The sequence below is a fragment of the Actinomycetospora sp. NBC_00405 genome (assembly GCF_036044095.1).
GTDB classification, from domain to species: Bacteria; Actinomycetota; Actinomycetes; order Mycobacteriales; family Pseudonocardiaceae; genus Actinomycetospora; species Actinomycetospora callitridis.
Genome location: NZ_CP107938.1, coordinates 4,387,506 through 4,409,087 on the forward strand (window position 1 = coordinate 4,387,506; position 21,582 = coordinate 4,409,087).

The 21,582-nt window shown below is 73.0% G+C and carries 18 protein-coding genes; 4 read left to right on the plus strand and 14 right to left on the minus strand.

Annotated elements, in window-relative coordinates:
• Nucleotides 1-4 precede the first annotated feature (4 nt).
• From OG774_RS21645 to OG774_RS21675, 7 genes are read right to left on the minus strand one after another with little or no spacing between them, the layout of a single operon-like run.
• On the minus strand, nt 5-769 hold the full coding sequence (locus OG774_RS21645) for a maleylpyruvate isomerase family mycothiol-dependent enzyme (RefSeq protein WP_328304236.1): 765 nt from the start codon (nt 767-769) through the stop codon (nt 5-7).
• Between the two features lie 29 nt (nt 770-798).
• The gene (locus tag OG774_RS21650) at nt 799-1,122 is read right to left on the minus strand and encodes a Rieske (2Fe-2S) protein (RefSeq protein WP_328304238.1); all 324 of its coding nucleotides are present in this window, start codon (nt 1,120-1,122) and stop codon (nt 799-801) included.
• Nucleotides 1,119-3,707: a nitrite reductase large subunit NirB gene (nirB, locus tag OG774_RS21655; protein WP_328304240.1), complete on the minus strand. Its 2,589-nt coding sequence runs from the start codon at nt 3,705-3,707 to the stop codon at nt 1,119-1,121. Before nirB ends, OG774_RS21650 begins: the two co-directional genes overlap by 4 nt.
• Nucleotides 3,708-3,709: 2 nt before the next feature.
• On the minus strand, nt 3,710-4,054 hold the full coding sequence (locus OG774_RS21660) for a molybdopterin oxidoreductase (protein ID WP_328304242.1): 345 nt from the start codon (nt 4,052-4,054) through the stop codon (nt 3,710-3,712).
• The gene (locus OG774_RS21665) at nt 4,054-6,201 is read right to left on the minus strand and encodes a molybdopterin oxidoreductase family protein (RefSeq protein ID WP_328304244.1); all 2,148 of its coding nucleotides are present in this window, start codon (nt 6,199-6,201) and stop codon (nt 4,054-4,056) included. Before OG774_RS21665 ends, OG774_RS21660 begins: the two co-directional genes overlap by 1 nt.
• Before the next feature lie 45 nt (nt 6,202-6,246).
• Entirely contained in the window at nt 6,247-7,302 is a 1,056-nt protein-coding gene (locus OG774_RS21670) for an LLM class flavin-dependent oxidoreductase (RefSeq protein ID WP_328304246.1), read from the minus strand.
• A 44-nt stretch (nt 7,303-7,346) separates the two neighbouring features.
• Nucleotides 7,347-7,880: a DNA alkylation repair protein gene (locus OG774_RS21675; protein WP_328304248.1), complete on the minus strand. Its 534-nt coding sequence runs from the start codon at nt 7,878-7,880 to the stop codon at nt 7,347-7,349.
• 130 nt (nt 7,881-8,010) lie between these two features.
• On the opposite strand from OG774_RS21675, the gene OG774_RS21680 reads away from it, so the two are divergent.
• Together OG774_RS21680 and pntB are read left to right on the plus strand one after the other, a co-directional pair.
• Nucleotides 8,011-9,552 (plus strand): Re/Si-specific NAD(P)(+) transhydrogenase subunit alpha, encoded by a 1,542-nt coding sequence (locus OG774_RS21680; RefSeq protein ID WP_328304250.1) that lies wholly within the window; start codon nt 8,011-8,013, stop codon nt 9,550-9,552.
• A complete protein-coding gene (gene pntB / locus OG774_RS21685; protein ID WP_328304252.1) occupies nt 9,549-10,958 on the plus strand; it encodes a Re/Si-specific NAD(P)(+) transhydrogenase subunit beta in 1,410 nt (469 codons plus the stop codon). Before OG774_RS21680 ends, pntB begins: the two co-directional genes overlap by 4 nt.
• Here pntB and OG774_RS21690 read toward each other — a convergent pair.
• The gene (locus OG774_RS21690) at nt 10,945-11,337 is read right to left on the minus strand and encodes an ankyrin repeat domain-containing protein (RefSeq protein ID WP_328304254.1); all 393 of its coding nucleotides are present in this window, start codon (nt 11,335-11,337) and stop codon (nt 10,945-10,947) included. The two genes, pntB and OG774_RS21690, sit on opposite strands and share 14 nt — an antisense overlap.
• Before the next feature lie 22 nt (nt 11,338-11,359).
• On the minus strand, nt 11,360-12,559 hold the full coding sequence (locus tag OG774_RS21695) for an alkaline phosphatase family protein (RefSeq protein WP_328304256.1): 1,200 nt from the start codon (nt 12,557-12,559) through the stop codon (nt 11,360-11,362).
• 130 nt (nt 12,560-12,689) lie between these two features.
• Between OG774_RS21695 and OG774_RS21700 the strand changes: the two genes are divergently transcribed.
• Complete coding sequence (locus tag OG774_RS21700) at nt 12,690-14,951, plus strand: carbon starvation CstA family protein (RefSeq protein ID WP_328304258.1); 2,262 nt, start codon at nt 12,690-12,692, stop codon at nt 14,949-14,951.
• Nucleotides 14,951-15,145 carry a YbdD/YjiX family protein gene (locus OG774_RS21705; protein WP_274188846.1) on the plus strand — a complete coding sequence of 65 codons (195 nt, stop codon included), beginning with the start codon at nt 14,951-14,953 and terminating at the stop codon, nt 15,143-15,145. The genes OG774_RS21700 and OG774_RS21705 overlap by 1 nt, the downstream gene beginning before the upstream one ends.
• 77 nt (nt 15,146-15,222) lie before the next feature.
• Here the strand turns inward: OG774_RS21705 and OG774_RS21710 are convergent, their stop codons facing one another.
• From OG774_RS21710 to OG774_RS21730, 5 genes are all read right to left on the minus strand, one after another.
• Nucleotides 15,223-17,052 (minus strand): phosphoenolpyruvate carboxykinase (GTP), encoded by a 1,830-nt coding sequence (locus tag OG774_RS21710; RefSeq protein ID WP_328304262.1) that lies wholly within the window; start codon nt 17,050-17,052, stop codon nt 15,223-15,225.
• A gap of 199 nt (nt 17,053-17,251) precedes the next feature.
• The gene (locus OG774_RS21715; protein ID WP_442873900.1) at nt 17,252-18,151 is read right to left on the minus strand and encodes an NAD-dependent protein deacetylase; all 900 of its coding nucleotides are present in this window, start codon (nt 18,149-18,151) and stop codon (nt 17,252-17,254) included.
• Nucleotides 18,152-18,230: 79 nt separating this feature from the next.
• Nucleotides 18,231-19,649, minus strand: coding sequence for a metallopeptidase TldD-related protein (locus OG774_RS21720; RefSeq protein WP_328304264.1), 1,419 nt, complete (start codon nt 19,647-19,649; stop codon nt 18,231-18,233).
• The gene (locus OG774_RS21725) at nt 19,646-21,175 is read right to left on the minus strand and encodes a TldD/PmbA family protein (RefSeq protein ID WP_328304266.1); all 1,530 of its coding nucleotides are present in this window, start codon (nt 21,173-21,175) and stop codon (nt 19,646-19,648) included. The genes OG774_RS21720 and OG774_RS21725 overlap by 4 nt, the downstream gene beginning before the upstream one ends.
• A 41-nt stretch (nt 21,176-21,216) precedes the next feature.
• A complete protein-coding gene (locus OG774_RS21730) occupies nt 21,217-21,576 on the minus strand; it encodes a DUF6802 family protein (RefSeq protein WP_328304268.1) in 360 nt (119 codons plus the stop codon).
• Between the last annotated feature and the right edge of the window lie 6 nt (nt 21,577-21,582).

The following is a 21,582-nucleotide window of genomic DNA, read 5'->3' on the forward strand; positions in this document are numbered from 1 at the left end:
CCAATTACATGGCCCCCTGCTCACGCCACAGCGTGAGCAGCTCCGAGGCCCCGAGGACGTCGACACCGGCGTCCTCGGGGCGTTCGCGGCCGGTGAGCACGGTGAGCAGGGCGCTCGCGGGACCGCGCACCGCCGCGTCGCTCCTGCGGTGCGCGTGCTCGATCACCGGGCCCTCGGCGCCGAGCGTCACCACCCACTCGCCGGCGCCGTCCAGACCCTCGTCCGTCGCGTGCAGGTGCAGCGTCGCGCCGTCCGCGCGCAGCTCGGGACGGCGCCCGGCCCCCATCGCGATGATCGCCAGGTGCTCGTCGACGGCGTCCACGGCGATCAGCGGGTCGACGCCCGCCAGCACCGGACCGCCGGCCGCGAGCTCGGCGTCGATGCGGTGCACCAGCGTCTCGTGGCACTGTCGCCGCGCCCAGAACGACACCGGGACCATGGTCCCGAAGCCACCGACCACCGTGTCCTCGCCGGCGGCGCGGATCGCCGCGGTCACCGTCGCGGCGCCCTCGAGGAGCCAGGTCGAGATCTCGTCGTCGGCGGCCGGCATCGGCGGGTCGGTGGGCCCCCGGCGCACGAGCTTCTCGCCGGGCCGGGACACCGTGCCGGCGCACCAGCGGTGCACGGCGCCGAGGTGCTCGGCGAGGTCGCGCACCGACCAGTCCGGGCACGACGGGACCCGCGCCTCCGGGCCTGCGGTGTGCACGGCGTCCGCGAAGGCCGCGGTGTGCAGGACGATCTCGTCGGAGAAGCGGTCGACGGTCGGCATGGCGCCCATTCTTTGCCCCCACGAGCGCGTCAGCCCAGACGGACCACCAGCTCGCCGTCCTCCTCGGTCGCCGTATAGGCCGTGACGTCGTCGGCGCCGGTCGCGCAGGAGCCGTCGACCAGGGAGAACTGGTGGTTGTGCAGCGGGCACATCACGACCTCGCCGTCGAGGAGCCCGTCGGCGAGCGGCCCGCCGCGGTGGGGGCAGATCGCCCGCAGCGCGTGGAGCCCGCCCGAGCGCGGCCGGAACACGGCCACGGGCTCGTCGCCGACGAGGAACGCCCGCCCCTCACCCAGGGGGATGCGGTCGACGGGGCCCAGACGCACCTCGACGGCCTCCTCGGTGCTGCTCACGACGACACGCCGTCCCGGCTCGAGCTCGTCCTGATGGGCACCTGCGGGAGCGGCACCAGCGGCAGCGCGTCGTGGAACTGGCCGGGCGTCGCCTCGGTCCGGTCGGTCGCCCACGGGTCGGCGTAGCGGTCGACGGTCTCCTGCATGCGCGCGTCGAGCTCGTCCGCGATGCCCTCGACGTCGTCGACGACCACGCCGATCAGGTGGTCGAGTCCCATGCGCGGGACGAAGTCGTAGGTGCGCTCGAGCCAGTTCGCGTTCTCGCGGTAGTACTGCAGGAACCGCCCGGTGATCCGCAGCGCCTCCTCGTGGGAGTCGACCGTGGCCAGGATGTCGCCCTTGCGGATCGTCGCCCCGGCCGCGCCGCCGACGTAGATCTGCCACCGGCAGTCCTGCCCCTCCTCCTGGCTCTCGACGGCGACGAGACCCACGTCCTTCACCATCGACTCGGCGCAGTTGCGGGGGCATCCGGAGACGGCGAGCTTCATCTTCGCCGGCCCCTCGACGCCCTTGTAGCGCTCCTCCAGGTCGATCCCGAGCCGCGTGGAGTCCCCCAGCCCGAACCGGCAGAAGTCGGTGCCGACGCAGGTCTTCACCGTCCGGAAGCTCTTGCCGTACGCCCAGCCCGAGGGCATGTCCAGGTCGGCCCAGACCTCCTGCAGCTTCTCCTTCGGGACGCCGAGCAGGTCGATGCGCTGACCGCCGGTCAGCTTCACCATCGGGATCTCGTGCTTGTCGGCGACGTCGGCGATGCGGCGCAGCTGGTCGGGGCTCGTGACGCCGCCGGACATGCGCGGCACGACCGAGAACGTGCCGTCGCGCTGGATGTTGGCGTGCACCCGGTCGTTGATGAACCGGCCGTCGCGCTCGTCGACGTGGTCGTCGGGCCACATCATCCGCAGCAGCGCGGTGAGGCCCATCTTCGAGCCGACGTGCTCCTTCCCGTCCGGGGCGAGCTCGGCGAACACGCTCGAGACCGATGTCAGGCCCCGCGACCGGATCTCGGCCATGAGCGTCGGCTTGTCCAGGGGGATGCCCGGCACGTAGTAGCTGTCTGCCGGGTCCTCCACGCCCGCGCCCCCGAGCGCCGCCTCGACGACCTCCTTGACGAGCCCCTTGCAGGAGCCGCAGCCCTTGCCCGCCCGGGTCGCGGCCATGCACGCCGACACCGACTCGGCGCCGTCGTGGACGCAGGCGACGAGGTCGCCCTTGGAAACGCCGTTGCAGTTGCAGATCTGGGTGTCGGCCGGGAGGTCGGCGGCGCTCGCGGCGTCGCCGGCACTGCCGAGGTCGAAGAGCAGCTTGATGCGCTCCTCGGGCAGCGCCGAGCGGCTGTCGAAGGCCTGGGTCAGCGCCGCGACCTTGCTGACGTCGCCGACGAGCGTCGCGCCGATCAGCGTGCCGTCGCGGATGACGACGGTCTGGTAGACGCCGCGCCCGGTCTCGGAGAACTGCACGAACTCGTCCGACGACCTCTCGGGGACCTTCACGCCCATCTGCGCGACGTCCACACCGGCGACCTTGAGCTTCGTCGCCAGCCGCGAGCCGTGGTACTCGGCATCGGGATTCGCTCCGGTGACGACGTCGGCGAGGACCGCGGCCTGCTCCCACAACGGCCCGACGACGCCGTAGACCTCGCCGCGGTGCTGCGCGCACTCGCCGACCACGAAGATCGAGTCGTCGTCGACCGACCGCAGCTTGTCGTCCACGACGATCGCGCGCTGCGTCTCGAGCCCCGAGACCATCGCGAGCCCGATGTTGGGGCGGATGCCGGCGGTGACGACGACCATGTCGCACGCGAGGTCGGAGCCGTCGGTGAAGCGGACCCCGGAGACCCGGCCGTGGTCGGTCAGGATCTCGTTCGTCTTCACCCCGAGGTGCAGGTGCATGCCCATGTCCTCGAGCTTCGAGCGCAGCACCTTCGACGCCTCGGCCTCGAGCTGCTGGTTCATCAGCACCTCGGTGGGGTGCACGACGTGCACCGCGACCCCGTGCGCCTGCAGCCCCGCGGCCGCCTCGAGCCCGAGCAGTCCGCCGCCGATGACCACCGCGGTCCGGTGCTCCGTGATGTGGGCGAGCATCGACGTCGCGTCGTCCAGCGACCGGAACCCGAACACCCCACGCGTGAGCTCGGTCTTCGACGCCCACATGCCCTCCATGGGCGGGAAGAACGAGCGGCTGCCGGTGGCGAGGACGAGCGTGTCGTACGGCGTCACCGACCCGTCGTCGCCGTAGACGACCTTGGCGTGCCGGTCGATGCGCACGATCCGTACACCGGCGTGCAGCGTGATGCCGTTCTCGTCGTACCAGTCCAGGGGGTTGAGGTAGAGCTCGTCCTCCCCGTCGGCGTCCTCGTCGTCCACGGCCTTGCCCGCCGCGTTCGCCAGCACCTCGGACAGCAGGATCCGGTTGTAGTTGCCGTACGGCTCGTCGCCGAAGACCTCGATGGCGAAGGTGTCCCCGCCCCCGCGGGCGAGGATCTCCTCCAGTGCCCGGGCCCCGGACATGCCGTTGCCCACCACCACGAGGCGGCTCTGCGAGGAGCCTTCCTGCTCGGTCTCCGGTCGTTCCGCGGTTTGCGTCACCCCTAGACCTCCACCAGTCCGCAGTCGACGACGAGGGTGCCGGTGGCACCCTCGGGCGCCGAGTAATGGATCTCGACGGTGCTGCCAGCGAGGAGGTCCTCGACGACGCGAAGCGAGACGTGCATGTCGCTCCTCGCGCCGACCGGGAGCCACCGTGACGGCGCGCCGTCGAAGGCGAGCAGGACGGAGACGAGCTCGTCGGAGGAGTTGCCGGCGCGGACGTAGAGCACCTGGCCGGTGACCCCCTCGGGCACGGTGTAGCTCAGGCTCGGGTCCAGCAGCGCGGGCTTGGCCAGCCCGTGCCCCTCGAACTCGAACGCGCCCTGCAGGAATCGCGGGGTGGTCATCACGTGTCGGCGTCCTCTCCGTGGGTGGACTCCGCGGCCTCGAGGGCCACGGCGCAGGTCTTGAACTCGGGCATCCGGGACGTCGGGTCGAGGGCGGGGTTCGTGAGGTCGTTGATCGTCGCCCCGCCCGACCAGTGGAACGGGGCGAAGACGGTGTCGGGACGGATCTCCGGCGAGAGCCGCGCGCGCATCCGCGCCGTCCCGCGCCGGGTGCGCAGCGACACGTCGCTCCCGTCGGTGACGCCGAGCCGCGCGGCCAGGTCGGGATGGATGTCGACGACCGGTTCGGGCTCGGCGTCGAGCAGAGCCTTGGTCCGCCGGGTCTGCGTGCCGGACTGGTAGTGCGCCCGGCTGCGCCCGGTCGTCAGGCGGTACGGGTACTCGTCGTCGGGCGGTTCGGCGGCGTCGCGGTGGTGCACGACGTGGAAGCGGGCGCGCCCGTCCGGGGTGGCGAAGCCGTCCCGGAACAGGCGCGGCGTGCCGGGGTGAGCCACTCCGTCGTCTCCCGGGGCGGGGCAGGGCCAGAAGACGCCGCGCTCGGCGTCGATGCGCTCGTAGCTGATGCCCGCGTAGTCGGCCTTCCCGCCCGCGCTCGCCCGGCGGAGCTCGTCGAACACGGCACGGGGCTCGCGGTCGAAGAACGACCCACGGCCCAGCCGGTCGGCGATCTCGGCGAGGACGACGAGGTCGCTGCGCACGCCGTCGGGGGCCTCGACGGCCCGGCGTCGCCGCAGGACGCGCCCCTCGAGGTTGGTCATCGTGCCCTCCTCCTCGGCCCACTGGGCACAGGGCAGGACGACGTCGGCGAGCTCGGCGGTCTCGCTGAGGAACAGGTCCGAGACGCACAGGAAGTCGAGGTCGGCGAGCCGTTCCCGGACGTGGGCGGCCCGTGGCGCCGAGACCGCGACGTTCGACGCCATGACCAGCAGCGCCCGCACACCACCGGGCGTGCCGAGGCGGTCGAGCATCTCGTAGGCGGACACCCCGGGCTGCGGGAGCTCGTCGGGGTCGATGCCCCAGACGCCGGCGACGTGCGCGCGGGCGGCGGGGTCGGCGAGCATCCGGTAGCCGGGCAGCTGGTCGGCCTTCTGTCCGTGCTCGCGCCCACCCTGGCCGTTGCCCTGGCCGGTCATCGTCGCCCACCCGGAGGACGGGCGGCCGGGCAGACCGAGGGCGAGCGCCAGGTTGATCCAGGCCAGGGCCGTGTCCGAGCCCTTCGCGTGCTGCTCGGCGCCGCGCGCGGAGAGGATCATGGTGGCCCGCGACTCGGCGAGCAGGTGCACCGCGCGCTCCATGACCCGCACCGGGACGCCGGTGATCCGCTCGACGCGGTCGGGCCAGTACTGGCGCATCGCGCGCCGCACCGCCGGCCAGCCGGTGGTGCGCTCGGCGACGTAGCCCGCGTCGACGAGACGGTGCTTGATCGCGAGGTGGAGCAGCCCGTTGGCCAGGGCGAGGTCGGTCCCCGGCACCGGCTGCAGGTGCACGTCGGCCGTCGCCGCGGTCGCGGTGTAGCGGGGGTCGACGACGAGGTGGCGCGCGCCGCGCTCGACGCCGGCGGCGAACCAGCGCATCGCCGGCGGCATGGTGTCGGCCGGGTTGGAGCCGACGAGCATGACGGTGTCCGCGCGGGCGATGTCGGCCAGCGGGAACGGCATCCCGCGGTCGATCCCGAACGCCTTGGTCGCCGCGGCGGCCGCCGACGACATGCAGAAGCGGCCGTTGTAGTCGATCGACGCGCTGCGCAGCGCGACCCGCACGAACTTGCCGGCCTGGTAGGCCTTCTCGTTGGTCAGCCCGCCCCCGCCGAAGAGCCCCGCGGCGTCGCGGCCGTGGCGTTCCTGGGCGACGGTCAGCGCCGTCGCGATGCGGTCGTAGGCCTCGTCCCAGGTGGCCTCGCGGAAGGGCGCGTCGCGGTGGTCGCGGACCAGGGGCGTCGTCAGCCGGTCCGGGTGGTCGATCAGCTCGGCCGACGACAGGCCCTTCTCGCAGAGCCCGCCGCGGTTGGTGGGGAAGTTCGCGCCCGCCACCTCGAGCACCGGGCCGGCACCCTGCTCCCGCGGGGTCAGCGTCATCCCGCACTGCAGCGAGCAGTACGGGCAGTGGGTCGGCACCGGGGTGGCCGCCCCGGTGGTGGTCGCGGGCATGCCCCCACGCTGCGGGGGAGCTGTTTCCGGGCGGTTACACGAGCACTACACCTGGGCGAGCGACGGCGGGGCGTTCGTCACGCCGGGCCCGGACACGCCGAAGGCCTGCGCCACCAGCTCGTACGAACGGCGCCGCTCGGCGATGTCGTGGATCGGCGTCACGAGCATGACCTCGTCCGCGTCCGCCTCGCGGGCCCGGCGCTCGAGGTCGTCGCGGACCTCGTCGGGGGTGCCGGCCGTCATCTTCGACGCCATGGACTGCTCGACCTGCAGCTCGGCGGGGCTCCAGTCGTGCGCCATGGCCTCCTCCGGGCTCGGCAGCGGGCCCGGGTTGCCGGTGCGCAGGCGGGCCATCGACAGGGCGTGCGCGCGGCCCATGGCGCGGGCGCGCTCCGGGTCCTCGTGGCACATGACCGCGGCGGCGAGGATGACGTGCGGGTCCTGGGCGCCCGCGGCGTCGCTCGGGCGGAACTGCTCGCGGTAGATCCGGGTCGCCTGGCCCGGGTCCGCGCCGCCGAAGTGTCCGGCGTAGGCGAAGCCCGTGCCGAAGGCGGCCGCGGCCTGCCCGCCGTAGTAGCTCGACGCGAGGATCCACACCGGCGGCAACGGGACGTCGTTCGGCATGGCGACGATCCCGGCGAAGGGGTGCTCCTCGGGGAAGCCGTCGACGTAGCCGCGGAGCTCGGCGAACTGCTCGGGGAAGTCGTCGGCCGTCAGGGCCTCGCGGCTGCGCCGCAGCGCGATCGCGGTGCGCGGGTCGGTGCCCGGGGCGCGGCCGATGCCGAGGTCGATGCGGTTCGGGTGGAGCCCCTCCAGCGCGCGGAACGTCTCGGCGACCTTCAGCGGGCTGTGGTTCGGCAGCATGATCCCGCCGGACCCGACGCGCAGCGTGCTCGTCGCGCTCGCGACCGCCTGGATCAGGATCTCGGGGCTGGAGCTCGCGACGCTCGGGATGCCGTGGTGCTCGGCGAGCCACATCCGCCGGTAGCCGGCTCGCTCGACGGTCTTCCCCAGCTCGATGGTCTCGTGCAGCGCCGCCGAGGTCGGCGTGCCGGAGGGGACCGGGGAGAGGTCGAGGACCGAGAGGACGGGATCACGCATGTTGGGTACAACGTCGTGGGCTCGCGTCCGGATTCCGGGTCCGGTCAGTGGCCGCGGAGGCCCAGGTGGTGGGCCTTCTCCTCGGCGGGCAGCTGTTCGACGGCGTAGCGCAGCGCCGTGCGCGGCATCGTCGCCGCGTGCGTGTCGAGCAGGGCGCGTAGGGCCGCGCCGTCGCGCTTGCCCGCCTCGCGCACCCATCCGCCGACGGCCTTCTGCACCAGCTCCTCGTCGTCGATCTTCTTCCGGCGCGCGCGGGAAGTCCATGGGCTGACGGCGACGACCTTGTGCTCGTGGATGGGGCCGTCCAGCAGGTGCTCCATGTCCGCGACCGAGGCGGCGGGGAAGGCCTTCGCGAGGGCGAACAGCTCGCGCATGGGGATGCGGTCGGAGGCCTGCGCGCGGAGGTCGTCGAGTCGCTGCTCGAGCTCGTCGGGCACGTCGGGCACGTCGGGCACGTCGGGCACGTCGGGCACGTCGGGCACGTCGGCGAGCGTGGCGCCGTCCCCGGCACCTGTCGAGGACGGTGCGCCCTCCACGGCGCGGCGACGATCGTCGGAGATGTGACACAGGACCTCCACGCGGATGTTTCTCGGACGTGAGATTAGGGTCGCCATCAGCAGCCCGTTCGGACGAACGTCCGGGCGGTCCGCGCGGCGTCGTTGCTGGTGACGGCGCACGTGGCGGGCGAGAGAGCAGAGGAGCGCGACGGTGCGCATCGGTGTCCCCCGGGAGCCCGGGGCCCGCGAGACCCGGGTGGCCGCAACGCCGGCCACGGTGGTGGGTCTGATCGACCTCGGGGCGACGGTCGTCGTCGAGCCGGGGGCGGGGGAGCGCGCGAGCTTCACCGACGACGCCTACGCGGCGGCCGGCGCGGAGATCGGGGATCCCTGGTCCGCCGACGTCCTGCTCGCGCTGCGCACGCCGGACGCCGAGCACCTCGACCGCCTCGCCCCGGGCACGACGCTGATCGCCATGGTCGGGCCCGCGCGGAACCCGGACCTGCTCGCCGACCTCGCGCGTCGCGGGATCACGGTCCTCGCCACCGACGCCGTCCCGCGCATCTCCCGCGCGCAGTCGCTGGACGTGCTGAGCTCGATGGCCAACATCGCCGGCTACCGCGCGGTGGTCGAGGCCGCGCACCGCTTCGGCCGCTTCTTCACCGGGCAGGTCACCGCCGCGGGCAAGGTGCCGCCGGCCAAGGTGCTCGTCGCCGGGGCCGGGGTCGCCGGCCTCGCCGCGATCGGGGCGGCGTCCAGTCTCGGCGCCGTCGTGCGGGCCACCGACCCGAGGCCCGAGGTCGCCGAGCAGGTCCACTCCCTGGGGGGCGACTTCCTCGCCGTGGAGGCTGGAGACGCGGCGCAGGAGTCCTCCGACGGGTACGCCCGCGCGACCTCGGAGGCCTACGACGCCCGGGCCGCCGAGATCTACACCGAGCAGGCCGCGGACGTCGACGTCGTCATCACCACCGCGCTGATCCCGGGCCGCGCGGCGCCGCGGCTGCTCACCGCCGCCGACGTCGCGCTCATGAAGCCCGGCAGCGTCGTGGTGGACATGGCCGCGGGCCAGGGCGGCAACGTCGAGGGCTCGGTGGCCGACGAGGTCGTCGTCACCGAGAACGGCGTCATCATCGTCGGCGACACCGACCTCGCGGCCCGGCTGCCCGCGCAGGCCTCCCAGCTCTACGGCACGAACCTCGTCAACCTGCTCAGGCTCCTCGTCCCGGAGAAGGACGGGCGGCTGGTGCTCGACCTCGACGACGTCGTGGTCCGCGGGGTCACCGTCACCCACCACGGCGAGGTGCTCTGGCCCCCGCCGCCGATCTCGGTGTCGGCGGCGCCGGGCGCGCCGGTCGAGCCTGCGGCGTCGACGCCGGTGGTGGCGCCCGCGAAGCCGACCTCCCCGGCCCGGCGCTACACGCTGATCGCCGTGGCGTTCGCAGTGCTCTTCGCCGCGACGGCCTTCGCGCCGCCGGCACTCGCCACCAACCTCACGGTGTTCGTGCTGGCCGTCGTGATCGGCTACTACGTCATCGGCAAGGTCCACCACGCCCTGCACACGCCGCTGATGTCGGTGACGAACGCGATCTCCGGCGTCGTGGTGGTCGGGGCGCTGCTGCAGTTCGGGCAGCACGGCGCGGTCGTCTCGGTGCTCGCGTTCGTGGCGATCCTGCTGGCCAGCATCAACATCGTCGGTGGCTTCGCGGTGACCCGCCGGATGCTCGCGATGTTCACGAAGGGGCCTGCCTCATGAGCGCCGGGAGCGCAGCCACGGCCGCCTACATCGTCGCAGCCCTGCTGACGGTGATGAGTCTCGCCGGGCTCTCCCGACACGAGACCGCGCGGGCGGGCGTCGCCTACGGCATCGCCGGCATGGCCGTCGCCCTCGTCGCGACCGTGGTGCTCGCTGCCGAGTCGCTCACGGCAGGGGCGATCGCGCTCCTCGCCGTCGCGATGGTCGTCGGCGGCGGCATCGGGCTCTGGCGCGCGCGGGTCGTCGAGATGACGGGCATGCCCGAGCTCATCGCGCTGCTGCACAGCTTCGTCGGCCTCGCGGCCGTGCTGGTGGGGTGGAACGGCTACCTCGAGGTGGAGGCGGTCGGTCCGGCGCAGACGACCGTGCCCACCGAGCTCCTCGGGATCCACTCCGTCGAGGTCGGCATCGGCGTCTTCATCGGCGCGGTGACGTTCACCGGCTCGATCGTCGCCTACGGCAAGCTCTCCGGGCGGATGAAGTCACGCCCGCTGACGCTGCCGGGCAAGAACGCCCTCAACCTGGGCGCGCTCGTCGCGTTCGCCGCGCTGACCGTCGCCTTCACCGTGACGCCCTCGCTCGGCCTGATGATCGCGATCACCGCGGTCGCCCTGGCGCTGGGCTGGCACCTCGTCGCGTCGATCGGTGGCGGCGACATGCCGGTCGTCGTGTCGATGCTCAACAGCTACTCGGGGTGGGCCGCGGCCGCGTCGGGGTTCCTGCTCGACAACACCCTGCTCATCGTCACCGGCGCCCTCGTCGGGTCCTCGGGTGCGTACCTCTCCTACGTCATGTGCCAGGCGATGAACCGCTCGTTCCTCTCGGTCATCGCGGGCGGGTTCGGCGTCGAGTCGGGCACGGCGTCGTCGGGCACGGAGGAGGGCGAGCACCGCGAGGTCGACGCCGACGCCGTGGCGGAGATGCTCACCGAGGCGTCGTCGGTGGTCATCGTCCCGGGTTACGGCATGGCGGTGGCCCAGGCGCAGTACCCGGTCGCGGACCTCACCCGGCGGCTCGTCGAGCGCGGGATCGAGGTCCGGTTCGGCATCCACCCCGTCGCCGGGCGCCTGCCGGGGCACATGAACGTGCTGCTCGCCGAGGCCAAGGTGCCCTACGACGTCGTCCTCGAGATGGACGAGATCAACGACGACCTCGCGTCGACCTCGGTCGTGCTCGTCATCGGGGCCAACGACACGGTCAACCCCGCCGCGATGGAGGACCCGGGCAGCCCGATCGCCGGCATGCCCGTCCTGCGCGTGTGGGAGGCCAAGAACGTCGTCGTGTTCAAGCGCTCGATGGCGGTGGGCTACGCGGGTGTGCAGAACCCGCTGTTCTTCCGCGCGAACACATCGATGATCTTCGGTGACGCGAAGGCGCGCGTGGAGGACATCCTCAAGGCGTTGTGAGCAGGGCCAGCAGGTCCTCGCGGCCGAACATCCGGGCGGTGTCGACGGCCGTGGGGTGCCCGGCGAGGGGGTCGGCGCCCGCCTCGACGAGGACGCGGACCACGGCGTCCTCGCCCTTGAAGACCGCGCCGGCGACGGGCGCCTGACCGCGGTCGTTGAGACGGTCGACGTCCGCCCCGCGGGCGGCCAGCACGGCCACCGCGTCGGCGTGCCCGTGGTACGCGGCGAGCATGACGAGCGTGTCGCCCTTCTCGTTGGTCAGGTCGACGGGCACCCCGGCGTCGAGGTAGGCCGCCAGTGAGGCGGCGTCGCCGTCGCGGGCCATGTCGAACACGCGCGTGGCCAGTTCCCGGACGTCGGCCGACGGTTCCTCGCTCATCGGGGCCCGATCGTACGGACCGTCAGCCCCGGGCGAGCAGCAGCGGGACGCGCTGCTCGGCGTCGGTGAGCGAGCCGTGGTGGCCGACCAGCGCGGTCTCCATCGGCTCGATGCGGGAGCGCACGAGCGTCCAGTTCCCCTGGGCCGCCGCGACGACGTCGCCGATGCGCCCGCGGGCGGTGTCGGTGACCTCGAGGCCGAACCAGCCCTCATCGATCGCCTCGTCGCGCGTGCGCACCCACGCCGCGTCGCCGACCTCGGAGCGCCAGGCCGCGGCCACGTCGTCGGCGGCACCCGCGGCGGTGAACACGTGGCGCACGCGGGCCTCGCCCGCGAGCCGGCGGACCCCGGTGAGGAGCTCGGGGCTGGTGTCGAGGTCGATCCGCCAGCCGGAGTCGGTGCCGACCATGCCGTGGTCGGCGACGACGGCGAGCAGCGTGTCCGACGGCAGCTCCTCGGCGATGGCGCCGACGAGCCGGTCGATCACCGTGAGCTGCATCAGCCACGGCGTCGAGCCCGGGCCGAACGTGTGCCCGAGCATGTCGAGGTCGCCGTGGTAGGCGTAGCAGAACGCGCGTTCCCCGGCCGCTCCCGGGGCGAGCGCGTCGAGCACCGCGGCGGCCAGGTCGCCCAGGGCCGACACCCCGTGGAACCGGCCGCCCCGCAACGCCGCCCGGGTGAGGCCGGAGCGACGCTGGATCTCCGGGGCGATCGTGGTGACCGCGACCCCGGCCCGGGCGGCGCGCTGCATCACCGTCGGGGCGGCCTGCACCTCCTCGGGCGGGAGCTCGCGCCGCAGGTCGACGGGGTCGGTGGCCCCGTGGGCGCACCAGCGCAGGGTGTTGAGCACCGTCTCCGCCGGCGCGCCCGGGTCGTCGAGCGGCGGCACGCCCATGCTGTAGCCGACGATGCCGTGCTCGCCCGAGGGCAGGCCGGTGCCGAGGCTCGTGACGCTGACGGCCGTCGTCGACGGGAACCCGGCCAGCAGCGTCTGCCCGCGCGCCGCGAGCTCGGCCAGGACCGGTGCCCGGTCGGCGTGCTCGGCGAGCAGGTCCGCGCCCAGCCCGTCGACGAGCATCAGCGCCGTGCCGCGCGCCGGCCCGACGCCGAGGTGGTCGTCGAACCCCTCGACGCCGAGCGCGGCGGCCAGGGAGGGCGAGACGTCGGCCAGCGTGCCGGCGGCGGGGGTCGGCCGGAACGGCGGCCGACCGAGCTGGTCCATGCGGGCAGAGCGTAGGCGCACACGGCGGACGGTCACCGAGCGGACACTTCGCGTGAATTGATCAAGGACACCGCGGCGTCCCAGGACCTATCCTCCCCGGAAGTCCGATCCGTTCCGAGCGGAGGTCGCGATGACGACGACGTCAGGAGGATCGGGCGGCGTGGCCGCGCCGCCCGACCAGGAACTGCCACCGGCGGTCGACGACGAGGTGCTCGAGCACGAGCGCCGGCGCTGGACGCCCGCGCGGATCGCCGTCTGGGCGGTGATCGCCCTGCTCGGCGGCCTGGGCTGGGTGATGGTCGCGCTCGTCCGGGGCGAGACGGTCAACGCGATCTGGTTCGTGTTCGCCGCGGTGGCCACCTACCTCATCGCCTACCGCTTCTACTCGACCTACATCGAGCGCAAGCTGCTCAAGCCCGACGACCGGCGCGCCACCCCGGCCGAGCACTCCGAGAACGGGCAGGACTACCTGCCGACCGACCGCCGGGTGCTCTACGGGCACCACTTCGCGGCGATCGCGGGCGCGGGCCCGCTCGTCGGTCCGGTGCTCGCCGCGCAGATGGGGTACCTGCCGGGCACCATCTGGATCATCGTCGGCGTGGTGCTGGCCGGGGCGGTCCAGGACTACCTGGTGCTGTTCTTCTCGATGCGCCGCGGCGGGCGCTCGCTGGGCCAGATGGCGCGCGACGAGCTCGGGGTCATCGGCGGTGCCGCCGCGGTGATCGCGACGCTCGCCATCATGATCATCCTCATCGCGGTGCTCGCGCTGGTCGTCGTCCAGGCCCTGGGCGAGAGCCCCTGGGGCGTGTTCTCGGTGGCCATGACGATCCCGATCGCGCTGTTCATGGGCTTCTACCTGCGCTACCTGCGACCCGGCAAGGTCGGCGAGGTCTCCGGGATCGGGGTGGCCCTCCTCCTGCTCGCGATCATCGCCGGCGGCTGGATCTCCGAGAGCGGGCTGGCCGAGGCGTTCACCCTCAGCCGTACGACCCTCGCCTGGTGTGTCGTGATCTACGGCGTGGTCGCCGCGGTGCTGCCGGTGTGGATGCTGCTCGCACCCCGCGACTACCTGTCGACGTTCATGAAGATCGGCACGATCGTCCTGCTCGCCGTCGCGGTCGTCGTGGTGCGGCCGGACGTCGCCACCCCCGCGTTCAGCGAGTTCGCCACCCGGTCGGACGGGCCGGTCGTCCCCGGTCCGCTGTTCCCCTTCCTGTTCGTGACGATCGCCTGCGGGGCGCTCTCCGGCTTCCACGCGCTCATCTCGTCGGGCACGACGCCGAAGCTGATCGAGAAGGAGCGCCAGACGCGCTTCATCGGCTACGGCGGCATGCTCATGGAGTCGTTCGTCGCGATCATGGCCCTGGTCGCGGCCATCTCCATCGACCGCGGCATCTACTTCGCGATGAACGCGCCCACGGCGCTGACCGGCGGCACGGTCGAGACCGCGGCGGTGTGGGTCAACTCGCTCGGGCTGGCGGGCGTCGACATCGCCCCCCAGCAGCTGGCCGGGACCGCGGCGATGGTGGGCGAGCAGAGCATCATCTCGCGGACCGGAGGTGCGCCGACGCTGGCGCTGGGCCTGTCCCAGATCCTGTCGCAGTTCCTCGGCGGCGCCGCGCTCGCGAGCTTCTGGTACCACTTCGCGATCATGTTCGAGGCGCTGTTCATCCTCACCGCCGTCGACGCCGGCACCCGGGTGGCGCGCTTCATGCTGCAGGACGCGGTGGGGACGTTCGTCCCGCGCTTCCGCGACACCTCCTGGCGCACCGGGGCGTGGATCGGGACGGTCGTCATGGTCGGCGGCTGGGGCGGCATCCTGATCATGGGAGTGACCGATCCGCTGGGCGGGATCAACACGCTCTTCCCGCTGTTCGGGATCGCCAACCAGTTGCTCGCGGCCATCGCACTCGCGGTGTGTCTCGCGATCATCGCGCGCCGCGGCACCGTGCAGTACCTGTGGATCGTGCTGGTGCCCCTGGTCGCCGTCGCGGTGATCACGGTGACCGCGTCGCTGTACAAGATCTTCTCCCCGGTGCCGGGCGTCGGGTACTGGGCCCAGCACTTCGCCTACCGGGACGCGATCGCCGCGGGCCGCACCAGCATGGGTGCGGCGCGCAACCCCGCCCAGATGGAGGCGGTCGTGCGCAACACGTTCATCCAGGGCAGCCTGTCGATCATCTTCCTGGTGCTGACCCTGATCGTGCTCGCGGCCGCGACCGTCGCCGCCGTGCGCTCGGTCCGGTCGGGCGGGTCCCCGGGCAAGGAGGACGAGCCCGTGCCGTCGCGGCGCTACGGGCCCTCGGGCCTGATCCCCACCCCGTCGGAGAAGGAGCTCGAGAAGCAGTGGCTCGCCTCGGCGGGGGCGCCGACCCGGGGAGGAGGGCACTGATGGTCGCCGCACTCGGGCAGGGATACCGGGCCGTGCGCTGGTGGTTCCGCGGGGTGCTCGGGGCCGACGCCTACGACCGGTACCTCGCGCACCACGCGCGTGCCGGTCACGACGAGCCGCCGATGAGTGAGCGGGCCTTCTGGCGGGCGCGCACCGACCACCAGGAACGCCACCCACAGGGACGCTGCTGCTGATCCCGGACGAACGCACGGCGCCCTCGCTGCTCCCGTGAGCAGCGAGGGCGCCGTGTCGTGCGGTCGGGGAGAGCGGATCAGCTCGCGTCGAGGCGCTGCTTGAGGGACTCGAGCTCGTCGCGCATGGAGGTCGGCAGCTTCTCGCCGATCTTGGAGAACCACTCCTCGATGAGGGGCAGCTCCTCGCGCCACTCGTCGACGTCGAAGCGCAACGACGCCTCGATGTCCTCCATCGGCTCGCTGAGACCCTCGACGTCGATCTGGTCGGCGCTCGGGACGTGACCGATCGGCGTCTCGGTCGCCGCGGCCTTGCCCTCGAGGCGCTCGATGATCCACTTCAGCACGCGGCTGTTCTCGCCGAACCCGGGCCACAGGAAGCGGTTGTCCTCGCCCCGGCGGAACCAGTTGACGTAGAAGATCGACGGGAGCTTGGTGGCGTCGGCGTTCTTGCCCACGTCCACCCAGTGCTGGAAGTAGTCGCCGACGTTGTAGCCGAGGAAGGGCAGCATCGCCATCGGGTCGCGGCGGACCTGGCCCTTGCCGCCCTTGGCCGCGGCGGTCATCTCGCTCGACATCGTGGCGCCCATGAAGGTGCCGTGCTGCCAGTCGAAGGACTCCGTAACCAGCGGGATCGTCGTCTTGCGGCGGCCGCCGAAGAGGATCGCCGAGATCGGCACGCCCTGCGGGTCGTCCCACTCGGGCGCGACGACGGGGCACTGCGAGATCGGCACGGTGTAGCGCGAGTTCGGATGGGCCGCCGGCTTGGCCGAGCCGGGCGTCCAGTCGTCCCCGGTCCACGCGGTGAGGTGCTCGGGATCGCCCTCGAGCCCCTCCCACCACACGTCGTTGTCGTCGGTCAGCGCGACGTTGGTGAACAGGGCGTTGCCCTGCTCGATGGTGCGCATCGCGTTCGGGTTGGTCTTCCAGTTCGTCCCGGGCGCCACGCCGAAGAAGCCGAACTCCGGGTTCACCGCGTAGAGCCGGCCGTCGGCACCGAAGCGCATCCAGGCGATATCGTCACCGACGGTCTCCGCGCGCCAGCCCGGGATGGTGGGCTGCAGCATCGCGAGGTTCGTCTTGCCGCAGGCCGACGGGAACGCGGCCGCGATGTAGTACGCCTTGTCCTCCGGGCTGATCAGCTTGAGGATCAGCATGTGCTCGGCGAGCCAGCCCTCGTCGCGCGCCATCGCCGACGCGATCCGCAGCGAGTAGCACTTCTTGCCGAGCAGCGCGTTGCCGCCGTACCCGGAGCCGAAGCTCCAGATCTCGCGGGTGTCCGGGAAGTGGCTGATGTACTTCGTGTCGTTGCACGGCCACTTGACGTCCTGCTGGCCGCGCTCGAGGGGGGCGCCGACCGAGTGCAGCGCCGGGACCCACTCGGTGTCGCCCTCGTCGAGGCGTCGCTGCACCTCCGGGCCCATGCGGGTCATGATGTGCATCGAGGTGACGACGTAGGCGCTGTCGGAGATCTCGACGCCCAGCTTCGGGTGCTCGGCGTTCACCGGCCCCATGCAGAACGGGATGACGTACATCGTCCGACCGCGCATGCAGCCGCGGTAGAGCTCCCTCATCGTGGCCTTCATCTCGGCCGGGTCCATCCAGTTGTTGGTGACCCCCGCGTCGGCCTCGTTGACCGAGCAGATGAAGGTGCGCTCCTCGACGCGCGCGACGTCGTCGGGGTCGGAGGCGGCGTGGAACGAGTTCGGCTTCTTGGCCGGGTCGAGCTGGACGTAGGTCCCGGCCTCGACGAGCTCGGAGGTGAGCCGGTCCCACTCGTCCTGGGACCCGTCACACCACACGACACTGTCGGGCGTGGTGAGGTCCGCGACCTCGTTCACCCAGTCGAGCACCTCGCGGCGTCGGATCGGCGGGTTGTCGAGTCCCTGGATTGTCGGAACGGCAGTCATGCGTCTCCTCGGTCGCTCGATCGCCGAACGCCGAGACCGCGAAGCGGCCCGGTCGCCTCGGGAACGGAAGAAACCCCCGACACGGCGACGTGCCCGGGATCAGCCTCCGATGGTGGTCTCCGACGTTAACGAGACTTCTTCTCCGCGACACCGCCGAGTCGCTGTCGGGGGACTCACTTACACGATCAAGCTGAACGATTCAGGCTCGTTCGCCGAGGCCGAGCATGGTCAACGTCGCAGGCAGGACCTCTCCGAGCGCCTCGGTGAGACGGATGGTGGCGGCGTCGTCGGCCCGGCTGGGGCCGGCGGTCACGACGGCGACGGGGAGATCACGGCGGGCCGCGGCGCGCACGAAGCGCAACCCCGACATCACCGTCAGCGAGGAGCCGAGGACGACCAGCGAGCGCGCCCGCTCGACGAGCTCGAAGCAGTGGTCGACCCGGGGGCGCGGCACGGTCTCGCCGAAGAAGACGACGTCGGGCTTCAGCGGCCCGTCGCCGCAGGACGGGCAGCCGGCCATCGTGAAGCGGTCGAGCTCGGCGTCCGGCAGCTCGGCGTCGCCGTCCGGGTTGATCTCCGTGGCCCGCGTGTCGAAGTCCGGGTTCAGGGCGGCGAGGTCCTCCTGGACCCGCTCGCGTCCCAGCGCCGCGCGGCAGCCGAGGCAGACGACGCGACCCAGTGCCCCGTGCAGCTCGACGACGTCGCGCGCGTCCGCCTTCTGGTGCAGCCCGTCGACGTTCTGGGTGATGACGCCGGTCAGCAGGCCCGCGCGCTGCAGGGACGCGACGGCCCGGTGCCCGTCGTTGGGCGGGGCGCCGGCGATCTGCGGCCAGCCGGCGTGGCTGCGGGCCCAGTAGCGGTGCCGGGCGACGGGGTCGCCGACGAACGCGTCGTAGGTCATCGGGGCGTGGCGGCGCTGCGCGCTCGTCGGGCCCCGGTAGTCGGGGATGCCCGAGTCGGTGGAGATCCCGGCGCCGGTGAGGACCACCGCCCCGCCCTCGGCGAGCAGCGTCGCGAGCGCGGCGACGTCCCCGCGGACGGGGACCTCGGCCTCCCACGCCGTCTGGGGCGCGGTGTAGCGCATCACCGACCGGATCACGCCCTCCATGATGCGCTTCGCGCACGTGAGTGGTTCGGGTAGCCGGGACGACCCAGAACCCTCACGTGGGCGGAGCCCATCAACGGCCGAGGGACACCGAGGTCATGTGGAAGTCGGGGATGCGCAGCGGGGGCATGGCGGCGCGGGTGAACCAGTCCTTCCACTCGCGCGGCAGCGTGCGCTCGGTGGCGCCGGCCTCGGTGGCGCGGCGCAGGAGGTCGAGCGGCGACTCGTTGAAGCGGAAGTTGTTCACCTCGCCGACGATCTCGCCGCCCTCCACCAGGTAGACGCCGTCGCGGGTCAGGCCGGTGAGGAGCAGCGTCGTCGGGTCGACCTCGCGGATGTACCAGAGGCAGGTCAGCAGCAGGCCGCGTCCGGTGGTCGCCACCATCTCCTCGACCGTGGCGTCGTCACCGCCGGTGAGCACGAGGTTGTCGGTGGGCGCCGCGAACGACGCCCCGTACTCGGTGGCCGCCGCCCGCGGGTAGGCGAGTGTCGCGACCGTGCCGTCGCGCACCCACTCCACACGCCCGGTGGTGGCGCCGTTGTCGAACACCGAGACCTCGTCGCCGGAGTAGGTCGTCGCGAGCACCGGGGTGTAGGCGAGGTCGGCGAACCCGGCGCCGGCCGGGTCGCCCGCGAGCGTCAGGGGCAGGTCCCCGAGCCGCTCGCCGACGCGGGTACCGCCGGCGCGCGAGAAGGCCGAGCGGCCCTCCTGCGCGGGCCGCCCGCCCATCGACCAGGCGAGGTAGATCATCAGGTCGGACACCGCGGACGGCGGCAGCAGCGTCTCGTAGCGCCCGGCCGGGAGGTCGATCCGCCGGGCACCCCACGGCAGCCGGTTCCGTAGACGTCCGACGAGGGCGGCGACATCGACCGTGGCGATGTCGGTCGCACCCTCCCCGCCCCAGACCGACGTGCCCGTGGACGGGTCCTTGAGGTTGAGCTCGACCGACCCGGACGGCTCGACCCAGCGGCGGCGGACCCCCGCGGAGGTGCCCAGCCACGTCGTCGTGACGCGGTGGTCGGCGAATCCGAACGACGCCTCGCCGGGTCGGAAGGACGCGCCGAGCTCCTCGGCGAGCCGGGCGAAGACGGCGGTCGAGGTGTCCTCGGCGCCCTCGTCCCAGTGCGCGTCGGCGGCGCCGGAGGGCTCGGGCAGCGGCGCCGCGTCGCGGGCGGGACCGGCCCGGCGGGCGGCCTGCACCGCGCCCGCGACGGCGTCGGTGAGCACCGCGTCGCCCTCCGGCCCGTCGGCGAGTCCCGTCGGGGCCGGGACGGTCGCGACACCCGCGCCGGTGCCGCCCTCGAGGGGCACGAGCACGACCACCGAGAGCCGTCGCTCGACGGTGTTGCCGTTCGTGGTCATCGTGGAGTTCGCCCACCGCACGACGGCCTCGGAGACCTCGCGGACCAGGGCGACCGCGCCCGCGTCCGGCACCTGCGCGGCCGCGATCGCGAGGGCGCGCTCGACGAGGGCCGATCCGGTGGTGCTCACGATCCGCTCCCGGTGTTGAGGACGGTCACGCCGCGCAGCAGGGCCGACGGACAGCCGTGGCTGACCGGTGCGACCTGGCCGGGCTGGGCCTTCCCGCAGTTGAACGCACCGCCGAGGCGCCACGTCGAGGGCCCGCCGACGGCCTCGAGCGAGCCCCAGAAGTCGGTGGTCGTCGCCTGGTAGGCGACGTCGCGGACCTGCCCGACCAGCTCGCCGCCGCGGATCCGGTGGAAGCGCTGCCCGGTGAACTGGAAGTTGTAGCGCTGCATGTCGATCGACCAGGAGCGGTCGCCGACGACGTAGAGGCCGTCCTCCACCGCGCCGATGAGGTCCGACGTCGGCCGGTCGGTGACGGGGTCGGGCTGCAGCGATACGTTCGCCATCCGCTGCAGGGGCACGTGCTCCGCGGAGTCGGCGTAGGCGCAGCCGTTCGACCGGTCGAGGCCGAGGCGCGGCGCGAACGACCGGTCGACCTGGTAGCCGACGAGCACGCCGTCGCGGACGAGGTCGAACTCCTGCGCGGCCACACCGTCGTCGTCGTAGCCGACGCTCGCGAGGCCGTGGGGGACGGTGCGGTCGCCGGTGACCGTGAGGACGTCGCTGCCGTAGCGCAGGGTGCCGAGCTTGTCGGGGGTCGCGAAGCTCGTGCCGGCGTAGGCCGCCTCGTAGCCGATGGCGCGGTCGTACTCGGTGGCGTGCCCGATCGACTCGTGGATGACGAGCCAGAGGTTGGTGGGGTCGATGACGAGGTCGGTGGGGCCCGCCTCGACGCTCGGCGCCCGCACCTTCTCCGCGAGCAGCTCCGGGAGCTCGGTGAGCTCGGCGCCCCAGTCCCAGCCGGTGCCGGTGAGGTACTCCCAGCCGCGCCCGGCCGGGGGTGCGAGGGTGCGCAGCGACTCGAAGGCCCCACCGGCCCGGTCGACCGTGGTGATCGAGATGTCGGGGTCGACGCGCACGCGCTGCTGGGTGGTCGTGGTGCCGGCCGTGTCGGCGTAGAAGCTCTGCTCCTTGACCTGTACGAGGCTCGCCGAGACGTGGTCGACGCCGGACGCCGCGAGCAGGGCCGCCGACCGGTCGGTGAGCAGGGCGATCTTCTCGGCGACGTCGACGGCCCAGGGGTCGACGTCGTACGGCGAGACCCAGACCGCTCCCGCGTGCACGGGCTCGTCGGCGAGCGTGACGCGCTCGGTGGCCAGCGACGCGAGAGTCGCGGTGACGTCGAGCGCCCGCCGCGCCGTGGCTACCGCGACCTCGGGCGTCAGGTCGACGTGGGCGGCGAACCCCCACACGCCGTCGCGCAGCACGCGTACGGCCAGCCCGAGGGTCTCGGAGTCGGCGGCCACCACCACCCGGCCGTCGCGCAGCTCGAGGTGCTGGGTGCGCAGACGGTGCACGCGCAGGTCGGCGTGCTGGGCCCCGCCCCGGCGCGCGGCGTCGAGCGCGGCGTCGGCGAGGGCCGTGAGGGGCAGGGCGAGGAAGTCCTGGTCGACCGGGTGGCCGACCGCGTGCGTCGCGGAGCTCTCCACGGGCGCCGAACCTACCGTCCGGGAGCGACCGACCCCGAGGATCAACCGCCGCGGACCCACCGTCCGGTGACCGGATCGATGGTCGGCGCGGGCGGGGGCGGGCCCTCGTCCCAGCCCTCGCCCGGCAGTCCGGGCGTGGTGGCGGTGGTGGCCGTGCCGTCGGCGAGCACGCGCGTGAGCACGTCGACGCGCCCGTCGCCGTCGACGTCCGTGCCCAGCTCGAGGGCGTCCGGCCCGGCGACCACGGCGGTGTCGGCGCGGCCGTCGGCGTCGCTGTCGACCGTGGCCGGACCGAGCGCGTGCGGGCCGTCGGGCGCCGCGACGAGCAGCTCCGCGGCGGGGCCACCCGGATCGACGTGCGCCTCGGGGTTGAGTGCGGAGTCGTCGGGCAGCTCGACCATGTCCGC

What these genes read in the sequence shown, in the direction of transcription:
- OG774_RS21705 (WP_274188846.1), top strand. Translation starts at nt 14,951, where the DNA reads ATGGTCGCCGCACTCGGGCAGGGATACCGGGCCGTGCGCTGGTGGTTC.
- OG774_RS21665 (WP_328304244.1), bottom strand. Translation starts at nt 6,201, where the DNA reads ATGCCCGCGACCACCACCGGGGCGGCCACCCCGGTGCCGACCCACTGC.
- OG774_RS21660 (WP_328304242.1), bottom strand. Translation starts at nt 4,054, where the DNA reads ATGACCACCCCGCGATTCCTGCAGGGCGCGTTCGAGTTCGAGGGGCAC.
- OG774_RS21670 (WP_328304246.1), bottom strand. Translation starts at nt 7,302, where the DNA reads ATGCGTGATCCCGTCCTCTCGGTCCTCGACCTCTCCCCGGTCCCCTCC.
- OG774_RS21700 (WP_328304258.1), top strand. Translation starts at nt 12,690, where the DNA reads ATGACGACGACGTCAGGAGGATCGGGCGGCGTGGCCGCGCCGCCCGAC.
- OG774_RS21695 (WP_328304256.1), bottom strand. Translation starts at nt 12,559, where the DNA reads ATGGACCAGCTCGGTCGGCCGCCGTTCCGGCCGACCCCCGCCGCCGGC.
- OG774_RS21730 (WP_328304268.1), bottom strand. Translation starts at nt 21,576, where the DNA reads ATGGTCGAGCTGCCCGACGACTCCGCACTCAACCCCGAGGCGCACGTC.
- OG774_RS21645 (WP_328304236.1), bottom strand. Translation starts at nt 769, where the DNA reads ATGCCGACCGTCGACCGCTTCTCCGACGAGATCGTCCTGCACACCGCG.
- OG774_RS21710 (WP_328304262.1), bottom strand. Translation starts at nt 17,052, where the DNA reads ATGACTGCCGTTCCGACAATCCAGGGACTCGACAACCCGCCGATCCGA.
- OG774_RS21690 (WP_328304254.1), bottom strand. Translation starts at nt 11,337, where the DNA reads ATGAGCGAGGAACCGTCGGCCGACGTCCGGGAACTGGCCACGCGCGTG.
- pntB (WP_328304252.1), top strand. Translation starts at nt 9,549, where the DNA reads ATGAGCGCCGGGAGCGCAGCCACGGCCGCCTACATCGTCGCAGCCCTG.